Genomic DNA, 12,336 nt, shown 5'->3' on the forward strand with positions numbered 1-12,336 from the left:
TCCAGCTCCAGCGGCTAGGGGCTCGAGGTCATAAGCCATCTCGTCTTGAAGGTTAAAGTACAACCTTCCTGCCGATCTGTCTTATGCTTGTCTCCCCTGGGCAAGCCCCCTCCGCTTTTCGATTTGTCTAGCTCCGGCGCCTATCGCCTATCAAACTTCAGGTCCCCTCCCTACGATAAGTCGACATCAATTCGCTTTCGCTCATTGTGTCTCCTATATCTCAGTCGCGGCCCTTCCAGTCTGTACGGCGATGATCAAGCCGCCTCCGCTTTTCTTTATTCCATCGTATGTTTAATATTTTGCTTTTCTGCATGTCTTTCTTTTGCAAGATTGACTAGTTTTTCAATCAGCTGCGGATATTCTACCCCAGTATGCTTCCAGAGTAACGGAAACATGCTAAATGGTGTAAAACCAGGCATGGTATTAATCTCGTTAATATACCATTTGCCTTCTCTTGTCAGGAAGAAATCAGCTCTTACAAGCCCTGAACAGTCAAGTTCTTTAAAGGCTTTGATTGCCATTTCCTTCAGTTCATTATATTCCGTCTCCGTAATTTCAGCTGGGATAATTAATGCTGTATTGCCATCTTCGTATTTTGCCTTATAATCATAAAATTCCTTCTTTGGAACAATCTCACCAGCGACCGAGCATTCCGGATAATCATTTCCAAGTACCCCCGCCTCGATTTCTCGTGCAGTGACACCTTCTTCAATGATAATTTTTCGATCAAATTGAAAGGCCTCTTTAAATGCTCGCTCAAGCTCTGAACGGTTTGAACATTTACTTATACCAACACTTGAGCCAAGATTCGCTGGTTTAACGAAACAAGGATAGCCAAGCTCATTTTCTACTTTATTGTAGGCATCATCCTTCGCATTTTCCCATTCGCTGCGGATAAACCATGTATACTTCACCTGTGGAAGACCAGCCTGTGCAAAAACGTTTTTCATAATAACTTTATCCATGCCTGCTGAGGAAGCAAGAACTCCATTGCCTACATAAGGAAGGTTCATAAGCTCTAATAATCCCTGTACTGTACCATCCTCTCCATTTGGTCCATGTAATAATGGAAAAATCACATCAAAAGGACCGCTCTGTTCGGATGCTTGAAATAAGTCAGGTGCTAAAGCTGCTTGTGGCAATGCTTCCGTGTTAGAAAATGCCAATTCTTTTATATTTGTCACAGGTCTCAATAATTGCTGACCTTTAATCCATTCCCCGCTTGTTGAAATATATATTGGATGAATTTCAAATTTCTCTAGATCTAATGCTTTTATTACAGCCATTGCCGTCTGCATCGAAACATCATGTTCTGCGGATTTACCGCCATATAAAAGACCAATTTTTGTTTTCATCATTTAAACAAACCTCCATTTGGAATTGCACCTACCTATTTTACCACTTACTTAATTAAGAAAGGGAGTGATTCATATATGTTTATTGAGGAATTTTTTCCCGACTGTCTCCGCCCATATTTATATATGTATGAATCACTATTAAGAAAGGAAACTTTTCTTCGTATGATTTCTATTTTACTTTTTATTCACTTAATCTATCGCTTCATACGTATGCAATTTTAAAAAAAGCTGCCTGATTTCACAGGCAGCCTTTTAATGTTGCTATTCTTCAGATTCAACCACTTCAGATTCATTATATTTATATTGCGAGCGGTCAACTGGAGTAAACCCTTCAGGCGTATAGAAACGCAATAGATCCCCATTGACAACCCTATCAGAAAGAGATAATTTATGACTCGCACTTTCCTGCAATTTTTCTGCTTCAGGTAATCTGTCTTCTTCTACTAGCAAACCAGTCTTTGAATCATAGAATTTGCCATCAATAGCAGTAATCGTTGAGCTTACAAAGTTGCCATTTCGGAAAGGAACTAGATCATCATGCTGTTCAGATAATAGATCTGTTCCGAACTGTACATAATCCTTTGTTTCTATTCCCAGCAAGTGAAGAAGGGTTGGGAGTATGTCCATTTGTCCGCCATACTCATGGTTCACTCCACCTTGCACGCCAGGCACTCGGATAAATAACGGCACTCGTTGTAAACCAGTGCTCTCAAAAGACGTAATTTCTTTACCTAGCACTTTTTCCATTGCTTTATTATGATTTTCTGAAATTCCATAATGGTCACCATACATGATAATAATCGAATTATCATATAACCCGGATTCCTTTAGGTAGTCAAAAAATTGCTTTAAGGCTTCATCAGCATAACGAGCTGTCTGGAAGTAGCGGTCAACTGATTTATCACCAGTTGTATGCGGGGCAATTGTCGCATCTTCATCTTTAATTGGATATGGATAATGATGTGTTACTGTAATAAATTTTGTATAGAACGGCTGTGGCAATGATTCCAATAGTGGAATGGATTGCTCAAAGAACGGCTTATCCATTAACCCATAATCCGCTAAATCTTCCGGCTTCATATCATAATAGCTTGAATCAAAAAATTTGTTAAAGCCAAATGATTTATAAATTTCATTACGGTTCCAGAAGCTTCCTGAATTCCCGTGAAATACTGCGGACGTATAGCCTTGCTGACCTAGAATAGCTGGTGCAGCCTGGAACGTATTTAATCCTTTTGTTGTAAATGCTGAGCCTGAAGGCAATCCATGCAATGAATTTTCCAGCATAAATTCTGCATCGGCCGTTTTGCCTTGTCCAGTTTGATGGAAGAAGTTATCAAAGTAAAGCGTGTTTCCTTCACTTGTCAATGAATTTAGAAACGGTGTTACCTCTTCCCCATTCAGCTTGTAATTAATCAGGAAGTTCTGAATGGATTCAAGATGCAAATAGATAACATTCATTCCTTCGCCCTTAGCAAAATATGCCGGATTTGGCTTAGCATAATTCGATTGAGTAAAGTTAACGACTTCTGTAATGTCATTGCTATCTGCCATAACCCTTTGGGCAGATGCTTTCGTGCTTTGAACCGCATCATAAATTGTGTAGTTATACATTCCCAAATATTTAACAATGTAGTTTCGGTCAAATCCTCTTGTTAATAGCTGAGGACGGTCTGCCTCTGCTATAGCAAGGTTTAAACTTGAAATCCCTAAAGCAAGTGATAATATAGCAGCTACCTTCCGGCGGCCAATATCTTTCACTTCAATCTTCACAAATTTAAAAGAAAGCAAGCCTATCAAAAGAATGATATCAATAAAGAATAAGAAATCATACGGTTTTAAAAGAGAGCTGATGCTTCCACTTACATCGCCAAAATTTTGTGTCTGCGTTAAAGTCGGCAATGTAATAAAGTCATTAAAGAATCGGTAAAACAATACATTGGCAAATAAAAGAAATGATAATAGAAAATCAATTATCAGCAAGAAAATATACTTTTTCCTTCCTTTAAAAAAGAAAGCTAGTCCCAAAAATAATAAAGAGGACCCTAATGGATTTAAGAATAATAGAAACTGTTGCAAGGAACTTTCAATTCCTAAGTCAAACTGTGTGGATTGAACAATAAATGTTTTCATCCATAGAAGAACAACTGCTAAAAAGAAAAAGACCACATATTTATTTAATATATTTTGATCTTTTTGAAACTGTTTATTCATTTTTACACCTTCCCCTATTCTTTGCATTACCGTATGAACATAACTAAGATCCATTAAACCGAAAACTCAAAGAAAGGTTATTTATATATTGATTAATTTTTTATCATTTTAACCGCGATAAACAATATATCATGTTTTACTAAAAAAATGAACCATTTTGATCTATTTACCAATATCCAATTTATGTTCTAAACGTTGAAGAAATGTCCAATTTTATTGAAAAAAATCACTTAATGACCGTGATTTCTATTGACCTAAAACTTCGCTCCAGCCTTAGGATGAACGGCTAATCGATCAATTAAATTCGAACTAGGTTTATTTAACCCAGATAATTGAACAGATACCCCATGAGCCCTCAGCTTTAATACAATTTTATCAATCGCTGCAACCCCTGAGTCATCCCAAATATGCGCGTGGGTGAAATCTATATCTACTTCATTTACATCTCCGTTATAATCGAAAGCCGTAACAAGTTCATCAACTGAAGCAAAAAACACTTGCCCTTTAACCGCATATACTTTCTTATTACCTTCTATTTTTGAGATTACCTGAACCTTAGAGATTTTTGCGACAAAGAAGATGGCACTTAAAATAATCCCTGCAAATACCCCTTTTGAAAGATCGTGAGTGAACACAGTCGTTACCGTTGTCGTGATCATGACTATGGAGTCTGTGACAGGCGTTTTAGCTAATCCTTTAATTGAAGCCCAATCAAAAGTCCCAATTGAAACCATAATCATCACACCAACTAGGGCAGCCATCGGAATCTGAACAACGATGTTTCCAAGTGCTAAGATCAAAAACATCAAAAAGGTTCCAGCAACAAGAGCAGAAAGCCTACCTCTTCCACCAGATTTTACATTGATTACGGATTGACCAATCATAGCACAGCCAGCCATTCCTCCAAATAATCCGGCAACAATATTTGCCACTCCTTGACCACGGCTTTCACGATTTTTATCACTAGCTGTATCTGTCATATCGTCTACAATAGATGCAGTTAATAATGACTCCAATAAACCTACAATGGAAAGAGCTAGTGAATATGGGAAGATAATTTTCAACGTTTCTAAATTTAACGGAACATCCGGGAAGAAAAAAGATGGGAGAGCAGATGTTAAAGTGCCCATATCCCCTACAGTTTTCACATCACTTTTTGTCATAATAGCAATAATAGTAATAACTATAATCGCAACTAATGGTGATGGAACTGCCTTCGTTATTCTTGGGAAAATATAAATGATCGCTAAAGCTCCAGCTACCATTGCATACATAACCCATGTTGCATCAACAAATTGTTCAAGCTGCGCCATAAAAATTAAAATAGCTAATGCATTAACGAAACCAATCATAACGGATCGCGGGATAAATTTCATAAAACGAGCCAATTTCAACACACCAAATAAAATTTGCAGAAGACCGGTCAAAATCGTGGCAGCAAATAAATATTGCATCCCATGATCAGCAACTAATGTAACCATTAGTAGTGCCATTGCTCCAGTTGCTGCAGAAATCATCCCAGGCCTGCCGCCTACAACGGAAATCGTTACCGCTATGCAGAAAGAGGCATACAATCCTACCATTGGGTCTACTCCAGCAATGATAGAAAATGCAATGGCTTCTGGAATAAGCGCTAATGCGACCACTATTCCAGCAAGTATATCTCCTCTAATATTGCCTAACCATTGTTCTTTAGTTGTTAGTACTTTCAAATAAACACCTCATTCTTAATCTTTTTCCAAAAAAAAAATGACTTTGAACTCGCATCAAAGTCGGGGCCGATAAAAACATATAGAATCATAACATATTTGCGAAGAATGACAAGACTCAATGAAAACGTTTACTCCCTTGCATTTTTTCAAATTCCTCCGTTTTTCTCTTAAATACTATATAAAGACTTTTAAAATAAAAAAGAGACACTTAAACGTGTCCCTAGGATAAATCACTTTTTGAAATTTGCGTAAGTGCTTGACCAGCTTTTTGATCAGCTTGTTCACGAATCGCTAGATCTCCGAGAGATACCATCCCAACTAAATTTCCATTATCTACAACAGGCAAGCGCCGAACCTGGTGCTGAGACATTAATTGTGCTGCTTCCTCTAAAGATGAAGAAGATGAAACAGTTATGACGTTATTTGTCATTACACTTTGAATCGAATCATTTGGAGCCCCATTTGTTAATCCTCTGACAACCATATCCCTGTCAGTGACCATTCCTACCACTTGGTTGTTTTCTACTACTGGCAGTGATCCAATGTTTAATGCCTGCATTTTAGAAGCAACCATGCTTAAATTATCTTGGTTAGAACAACTTTGAACGTTCGTGCTCATAACATCTCTTACTTGCATAGTGCCGTACTCCCTCCATTGGTAATAAACCTTACTGGAGTATTATTTGCAAGTTAAGCATTACTATTCAAATGAATTAGAAATTCCTATTCCTAATAAAATATTGAATGATTAAATGTGAAATTTCCCCTTAAACTCAGGACTTAACTCGCTCCAAACATCGAATAGATTACCATCTAAGTCACTAAATACAAAGTTTTTTCCTGCATGGCCCCTATCTTCTATATCTCCAACTTTTATTTGGCTTTTAAGAAACTCCCTATGTAATTCCTCTAAAGCAGATAATCCATTGACTTCGAACGTAAGTGAAAAACGTTCCTGGCCCTGATAATCATAGAAATTAGCCGTTTCATTTTCTTTTGCTCGCACTAGAAAAAAACTTTGATTAGCAAAATTAAGAATGGCTTTATCCTCGTCTTTATAGCTAAGCTCAGCCCCTAATTTACTGATATACCAGCTGGATGATTGCTCGATATTTCGGACTGGAATATAGGTTGTTCCTACTCTTAAAATTTTCCCTTTCATCTCAATCACTCCCTTTTAATAAACTATCTTCATACATTCTCTTCATCTCGTGCAAACCCTTTTTTTGCAGAAAAAAAGAGCTGCATATTTTATACGCAGCTCCTCTTAGTGATTATTTTAAAGGGATCCAAATCTCAGAATATAAATCTGGGCTTGAAGGATCTTCATCTGAATAAACTTCCAATTCAGGCGTTCCCGCATGTTCATATTGATTGGAAGGGAACCATTCTGAGAAAATTTGCTTCCATACTTTTGGCATTGCACCTGGCATAGGTCCATGCACCTCGAATACGCCCCATTTCGATGCTGGGATTTCTAGAGTTAGAAAATCCTCGGATGCATCTCCTATATGTTCTGTAGCAACCCAGTAATCAATGGATGGTTCGGACTGTGTTAACCTCTTATCTACACAGACCCCTAGAATCCCTTTAATTTCCCCATTATTTAACTCTGCTAATTTGCCAACCGTTCCATCCCCATTTACTTCATCCCACATTTTAGGGATTCCCTTTAGATTTTCCTCATTTTTTAATGAAAACTCTCTTTTAATACCTGCTACTTGAAAACTGTCTCTTTCCACAATTTTGTACCTCATCGGTTCCGCTCCTTTCAGATTCACCTGGATGACCAGGCGGTTATAGCAATTTAGCTTTCCAATGTTCTTTCTTGCCTCACTTGGTGTAATCCCGTGCTGCCTGCGAAATGCCTTTGAAAAAGCCTCAGGAGTGTCATAGCCATACTTGTATGCCAGGTCAATGATTTTGTGATCCGTATTGGATAATTCTTGAGCTGCTAACGATAATCGTCTTCGCCGAAGGTATTCACCAACAGAGACATCTGTTAAAATCGCGAAAGTTCTCTGAAAGTGAAATTCAGAAGTGTTTGCCTGCTTCGCAATACTTTCCATTGATAGATCCTCTAATATGCGTTCTTCCATATAGTTAATAGCCTTCTGCAACGATTCAACCCAACCCATATCGCTCACTCCTTAATGAAATAATAACAACCGTACTGCATTACTTCCTGTCAATTTATGCTTTGTTAAGACCGTTTTTAATCGAAAAACTCCATGTGCTTTTTTTCTTGCTGATAATACGTCAGTCTATCTTCTAAAGTACCTGTATGGAATTCAAATTTATGACCGTCCGGATCCGTAAAATAAATTGATTTTTTATCTTTTACATCTCTTTCTCGGCCTGTAAGGATATGTACATGTAATCGATTTAATTTCTCGTATACTTTCTCAAAGTCATCTTCCTCAATTGAAAAGGCGATATGTGTATAGGAATGGCTAATATCATTGCGAGGGATATCCCTTTCTTCATTCAGCGCAAGCCACATCCCATTCAAATCAAAATACGCCGTACTTCTCCCTTTTACTAAAAGCTTTGCATCAAAAACATTTTGATAAAAATCGATCGAATTCTCCAAATTTGAAACCGAAAATAAAAAGTGATTTAAGCCTTTAATATTCATCTTAAAGTCAAAATCGCTTCTAACCGGGAAACTAAATATGAATTGTTCTCCAATCTTCCCCATTTTCCGGCGGCCAGTGTCTTTATAACCGACTTTCTCATAAAGTTTCTGGGCAGCCAAGTTCCTTTTATTCACTGCTAATACAATCTCATCACACGACGGAAATTTCTGATTGACAAAATCCTTTATTTGCTCCATTCCTTTTTTCGCAAATCCTTTTCCCTGGTGAGAGTGATTAATGGAAAATGCCGTTAATAACATGGCATTCGGGTTATCAGAATACTCTTTTACTCGGTCACTTGAATGGAGTACAAAAAATCCAACTGGCTCATGATTGTTTAAAATGACAATTGGGTGCCGCTCATGAGTCATTTCTAGTGAATGAATGGGTAATGCAGTAAATTGTTCTTGTTCTTCAGGTAATTCAAATCGGCTTAACGATTCGAAGTATTCAGATTTATACAACTGTAAATTTACTTTCTTTATTGAGTGCATAAAGGAGTCCTCCTAATCTTTGGATGTTTCCTATTTTACCACAAGAACGTTTGTTTGGTACTAAGATTTTTTTAGATATTTTCCACAAAAAAGGAGTGTAAAACTTTTAGATTTTACACTCAACCACGATTCTTATTAATTATTTTTTACTGCCTTAATAATAAAACGGTCCGACCTTACCTCAATATATCCTTTTTCTTCAATTATCTTATGGATATTGTAAAGCTATGTTTCATACTTATGAATTGAAAAATCATCAATCTGCCAGGGTATAGCTTTTAAGTAGTAACAGATTGCTCCTACATCATAAAACCTTGTAAGCGGATATGCCTCTTCTTTTTCTATTATTGAAAAACCAGCTGCTTTAATATCCTCAACTGCCTTTGCTAGCTTCCACTGTATATAGCCAAAATCCATTGGGGTACCAAGGAGCTCATTCTGTTGTTCGTTATCAAGTATCCATATAGGAGGTCCTCTTATACGGTTGCTAATTATCTGTTAAAAGATTGTACATTTGTAATCACGTTACTAGTTTTCTGCCATTTTAATGCAAATATTTGAAACATTCAAATACAGATTGATACAATAGTGTACAGATAGGAGAGATAATATGACAAAAATACTTACAGGAAGAACAGTAACTATACGTCCTATTTTGGAAAATGATTTAAAACCGCTATGGGATTATATTTATGGAACAGAAAATCCAGAATGGAAAAAATGGGATGCACCCTATTTTCCTCTTGTTTTTAAAGAATATGAAGATTTCCAAAAAGATTTTATCAAGATTCCAGACAATGCCCCTGCACCAAGAATGGCCATAGAAGCCAATGGGAAATTGATTGGAACAGTAAGCTACTATTGGGAGCATCGTGAGTCCAATTGGCTGGAAGCGGGAATTGTTATCTATGATCCGCAGTATTGGAATGGCGGCTATGGAACGGACGCCCTATCCCTCTGGGTTGAGCACCTCTTTGCTTCGCTTCCACTAGTAAGAGTTGGGATCACGACATGGTCGGGCAACAAAAGGATGATGCGCGCTGCTGAAAAAATTGGGATGAAGCTTGAAGCTCGCCTGAGAAAATGCCGTCTGTATAATGGGGAATACTACGATTCCATTCGAATGGGGATTTTAAGAGAAGAATGGGAAGAGCAAAGCTGTTAAGATATGGTTTTTTCAAATACGAGACAATTCTACATTCTTGCAGGAAACAAGCTTCTTTCCATTGGTGACTGCTTTTTCTCTTTTCTGCTTTTTAAAGGCACCAATCTGCTCTATTGGTTACCATAACTTCTCATTTCCTGCTTTCTCGGTCGCCTATCAACTCTATTGGCGACCGTCGCTTTCCTTTTCCTGCTTACTCGGGCACCAATCGACCCTATTGGCTACTGTAACTTTCCTTTTCCTTCTTTTTCGGGCACCAATCAACCCTATTGGCAACCGTAACTTCCTTTCTCCACCATTTACGTTCACCAACAACTTTTATAAAAAAAGACCCGCTTCAATTACGAGCGAGCCTAACAGCAATGAGCCATGCATCCTTCCAGTACGAGCTCTTTCTCTCCATTATGAAGTTTAACAATCGTAAGGCTTGTGCCATGTATAAAAGGCGGATCCCAGAGCTGATCAATCGACGCATTTCGGCAGAGCAGGTAGAGTGTTTTAAGAACAACCCCATGTGTAACAACAAGCACATTTCCTAAAGGAGTTGTGTCGATTAATTCCTCTAAAAAGCTAGCAACCCGATCCATTACGTCTATAAATCTCTCACCTTCAGCATTTTCATACATATGAGGTTGATTCCAATATAAATCGTACTGAGAAGGAAATAGTTCCTTGATTTCATCCTCAGTTTTCCCCTGCCAAGCGCCTAGAGCAATTTCCATTAAGCGCTCGTCGGTTTCTATTGGAATATCCCTTTTTCCGCAAATATGCTTAGCTGTATCGAGCGTACGCTGACTAGGAGAGGAAATAATCCGCTCGAAAACGGTATCCTTCAGCCTCTCACCCAATAACTGTGCATCATTTCTGCCCTTCTCCGTCAAATCCGAATCGAGACGCCCTTGCATTCTTTTTTCTGTATTCCATTCTGTTTCACCATGTCTAATGATATATAAATGTAGCATTTTAACCCCTTAACTCGTAAAAATAACGCCCCGCTAGAGCCATCACTTCATCCTTTTTCCCCTCAGGATAAGCTGCGATAAAACAAGTTGATGGACCAGAGGACTTAAGCAGATTCAAGCTCGTATGAATCTCAGGCTCAGTAAATACTTTATTTAAAAATAAACCGTTCAATTCTGATAAAATCCCCCTCGATCCAACTGGCATAGTAACAACATCTGTCAGCGAACAAATTTTCTTAAACAACGACAATGGAGCGGCTTCCTCTTCCCTTTCTACTAACTCATTTCCTACTAATGGAACACCGATTACAGCCAGCATCGTTTGATCCGAGTACACAGGCTCATACATATTCTCCCTCGTTTTCCCGAGAACTGTAATCCCAATTGCTGACTGGCTCAAGGAAAAATTACTCTCTGTGCTTCCGGTAATAGAAACTCCATCCAGTTCAAGTTCAGCAAGACCCTTCCTAATTCCATCTATCAATGCCTGCCATGCCTCATCCCCGCAAAAGTTCTGCAATGTAACAGCAAACGGTTCCGCTCCTGCGGCCATACATTCCATAACTGCCACTCGAAAAGAGTAATAGGAAACCATTTCATAAGGGACCTTTACAGCATCTCCCGATTTCAGACCGATTGCTCCGCTATTATCACTCGCAATGACAATAGATTCTTCACTGTTAAAAGGGATACGAAGGACGTCCCTCATTGGCTTGCCCGTTCCTTAGAAATCACTAACTCTACAATGGGAGATAGCCGTGGAACAATAAGTAAGGCGATAATTGTGTTTAAAACAGAGCCAATAAAAAGAGACGGCACAATAGATAAATAAAAGGCTTTCCCCATTAAAAATAAAAATGGCAATGGCGCAGCAAATGTATTTCCTAAAATAAAGAGAATTCCCGCCTTCCACCTTTTCCTATTTCGATAAAAGAGTGAAAAGACGAAAGCTAAGAACGCCATTTCAACGGCTACTACAAAATGCAACGGACCAAGCGGCATGCCGCCTAGAAGCGCAGACAGCAAATGCCCCATCCCGCCGACAATAGCTCCAGCTGGACTTCCTAAAAGAGCAGCAGCCAGCAAAGCCGGGAAGGCATCTAACGCCACACTGCCAATGATTGCTGGAATCTTTAGGGCTGCCCCAATAGCAGTCAGCGCAACGAGCAGGCTGATCAAAGCCATTTTCTTTGATTTCATTTATTTATCCTCCTTACGCTTCCCCTCACGAAAAACCTTTGCGCTGCGGATGTACTCGACATCTTTTTGATTCAAACGGAAGTTAATCACTCGTGCTAAAGCAAAGAAGTAATCTGATAAGCGATTGATGAACTTTAATGATATTTCAGAAACCTCAGGATCTGCCTTCATTAGGGAAACAACTAATCTTTCCGCTCTTCTTGTAACAGTTCTTGCAATATGAATAGATGCAGATGCAGGAGTCCCGCCCGGCAAAATAAACCTCTCTATCTTAGGAGCCTCTTCAGTGAAAGCATCAATTCTTTTCTCTAAATACTCCACCGCTTCCATCGTTAACTTTAGCTCACGATTTTTTGTAACATTCGCTAAATCCCCGCCGCAATCAAAAAGCTCATGCTGAATTTTCTCCAAGTCTTCCAAAACGTCTTGAAAAATCGCTGGATCTAATTGTGTCATAGCTTGCCCGACAAAGCAGTTTGCTTCATCAACTGTCCCATACGCTTCTACCCGAATATCATCCTTGTCTACTCGTCCGCCAATAATGCTTGTTTTTCCTTTATCCCCAGTTCGTGTATAAATTTTCATTCATCCC

Annotated in this window: 13 protein-coding genes and 1 pseudogene; 1 reads left to right on the plus strand and 13 read right to left on the minus strand. The window is 38.6% G+C overall.

What is annotated here, in order from left to right; genetic code table 11:
* Positions 1-275: 275 nt before the first annotated feature.
* From FI644_RS07075 to FI644_RS07110, 9 genes and pseudogenes are all read right to left on the minus strand, one after another.
* Entirely contained in the window at positions 276-1,355 is a 1,080-nt protein-coding gene (locus FI644_RS07075) for a D-alanine--D-alanine ligase (RefSeq protein ID WP_053477949.1), read from the minus strand.
* 264 nt (positions 1,356-1,619) lie between these two features.
* The gene (gene ltaS, locus FI644_RS07080) at positions 1,620-3,572 is read right to left on the minus strand and encodes a lipoteichoic acid synthase (protein ID WP_053477874.1); all 1,953 of its coding nucleotides are present in this window, start codon (positions 3,570-3,572) and stop codon (positions 1,620-1,622) included.
* Positions 3,573-3,826: 254 nt separating this feature from the next.
* Positions 3,827-5,284 carry a SulP family inorganic anion transporter gene (locus FI644_RS07085; protein ID WP_053477875.1) on the minus strand — a complete coding sequence of 486 codons (1,458 nt, stop codon included), beginning with the start codon at positions 5,282-5,284 and terminating at the stop codon, positions 3,827-3,829.
* A gap of 220 nt (positions 5,285-5,504) precedes the next feature.
* Complete coding sequence (locus FI644_RS07090) at positions 5,505-5,921, minus strand: CBS domain-containing protein (RefSeq protein ID WP_053477876.1); 417 nt, start codon at positions 5,919-5,921, stop codon at positions 5,505-5,507.
* Between the two features lie 111 nt (positions 5,922-6,032).
* Complete coding sequence (locus tag FI644_RS07095; RefSeq protein ID WP_053477877.1) at positions 6,033-6,446, minus strand: VOC family protein; 414 nt, start codon at positions 6,444-6,446, stop codon at positions 6,033-6,035.
* Positions 6,447-6,558: 112 nt separating this feature from the next.
* Positions 6,559-7,422 (minus strand): AraC family transcriptional regulator, encoded by an 864-nt coding sequence (locus FI644_RS07100; RefSeq protein WP_053477878.1) that lies wholly within the window; start codon positions 7,420-7,422, stop codon positions 6,559-6,561.
* Positions 7,423-7,499: 77 nt separating this feature from the next.
* On the minus strand, positions 7,500-7,922 hold the full coding sequence (gene fosM / locus FI644_RS26785) for a FosM family fosfomycin resistance protein (protein WP_053477950.1): 423 nt from the start codon (positions 7,920-7,922) through the stop codon (positions 7,500-7,502).
* Positions 7,923-8,045: 123 nt separating this feature from the next.
* A pseudogene (locus FI644_RS26790) lies at positions 8,046-8,417 on the minus strand (GNAT family N-acetyltransferase); the annotation flags it as partial.
* A 225-nt stretch (positions 8,418-8,642) separates the two neighbouring features.
* Positions 8,643-8,834, minus strand: a complete 192-nt coding sequence (locus FI644_RS07110) for a hypothetical protein (protein WP_053477879.1) — start codon at positions 8,832-8,834, stop codon at positions 8,643-8,645.
* Positions 8,835-9,027: 193 nt separating this feature from the next.
* Here FI644_RS07110 and FI644_RS07115 point away from each other — a divergent pair, with 193 nt between their 5' ends.
* Entirely contained in the window at positions 9,028-9,582 is a 555-nt protein-coding gene (locus FI644_RS07115; RefSeq protein WP_053477880.1) for a GNAT family N-acetyltransferase, read from the plus strand.
* Positions 9,583-9,935: 353 nt separating this feature from the next.
* Here the strand turns inward: FI644_RS07115 and FI644_RS07120 are convergent, their stop codons facing one another.
* Genes FI644_RS07120 through FI644_RS07135 form a run of 4 tightly spaced genes read right to left on the minus strand, consistent with a single transcriptional unit; the run spans position 9,936 to position 12,329 of the window.
* Positions 9,936-10,544 carry a histidine phosphatase family protein gene (locus FI644_RS07120; protein ID WP_053477881.1) on the minus strand — a complete coding sequence of 203 codons (609 nt, stop codon included), beginning with the start codon at positions 10,542-10,544 and terminating at the stop codon, positions 9,936-9,938.
* Position 10,545: 1 nt separating this feature from the next.
* Entirely contained in the window at positions 10,546-11,253 is a 708-nt protein-coding gene (locus FI644_RS07125) for an AIR synthase family protein (protein WP_053477882.1), read from the minus strand.
* On the minus strand, positions 11,250-11,744 hold the full coding sequence (locus FI644_RS07130) for an ECF transporter S component (protein WP_053477883.1): 495 nt from the start codon (positions 11,742-11,744) through the stop codon (positions 11,250-11,252). The genes FI644_RS07125 and FI644_RS07130 overlap by 4 nt, the downstream gene beginning before the upstream one ends.
* Positions 11,745-12,329 (minus strand): cob(I)yrinic acid a,c-diamide adenosyltransferase, encoded by a 585-nt coding sequence (locus tag FI644_RS07135; RefSeq protein ID WP_053477884.1) that lies wholly within the window; start codon positions 12,327-12,329, stop codon positions 11,745-11,747.
* Positions 12,330-12,336: the final 7 nt, after the last annotated feature.

It is taken from the genome of Cytobacillus solani (assembly GCF_006704205.1).
GTDB classification, from domain to species: domain Bacteria; phylum Bacillota; class Bacilli; order Bacillales; family Cytobacillaceae; genus Cytobacillus; species Cytobacillus solani.

Coding starts and splice junctions, on each gene's coding strand:
- FI644_RS07075 (WP_053477949.1), bottom strand. CDS start 1,355: ATGAAAACAAAAATTGGTCTTTTATATGGCGGTAAATCCGCAGAACAT.
- ltaS (WP_053477874.1), bottom strand. CDS start 3,572: ATGAATAAACAGTTTCAAAAAGATCAAAATATATTAAATAAATATGTG.
- FI644_RS07090 (WP_053477876.1), bottom strand. CDS start 5,921: ATGCAAGTAAGAGATGTTATGAGCACGAACGTTCAAAGTTGTTCTAAC.
- FI644_RS07095 (WP_053477877.1), bottom strand. CDS start 6,446: ATGAAAGGGAAAATTTTAAGAGTAGGAACAACCTATATTCCAGTCCGA.
- FI644_RS07100 (WP_053477878.1), bottom strand. CDS start 7,422: ATGGGTTGGGTTGAATCGTTGCAGAAGGCTATTAACTATATGGAAGAA.
- fosM (WP_053477950.1), bottom strand. CDS start 7,922: ATGAATATTAAAGGCTTAAATCACTTTTTATTTTCGGTTTCAAATTTG.
- FI644_RS07110 (WP_053477879.1), bottom strand. CDS start 8,834: ATGGATTTTGGCTATATACAGTGGAAGCTAGCAAAGGCAGTTGAGGAT.
- FI644_RS07115 (WP_053477880.1), top strand. CDS start 9,028: ATGACAAAAATACTTACAGGAAGAACAGTAACTATACGTCCTATTTTG.
- FI644_RS07120 (WP_053477881.1), bottom strand. CDS start 10,544: ATGCTACATTTATATATCATTAGACATGGTGAAACAGAATGGAATACA.
- FI644_RS07125 (WP_053477882.1), bottom strand. CDS start 11,253: ATGAGGGACGTCCTTCGTATCCCTTTTAACAGTGAAGAATCTATTGTC.
- FI644_RS07130 (WP_053477883.1), bottom strand. CDS start 11,744: ATGAAATCAAAGAAAATGGCTTTGATCAGCCTGCTCGTTGCGCTGACT.
- FI644_RS07135 (WP_053477884.1), bottom strand. CDS start 12,329: ATGAAAATTTATACACGAACTGGGGATAAAGGAAAAACAAGCATTATT.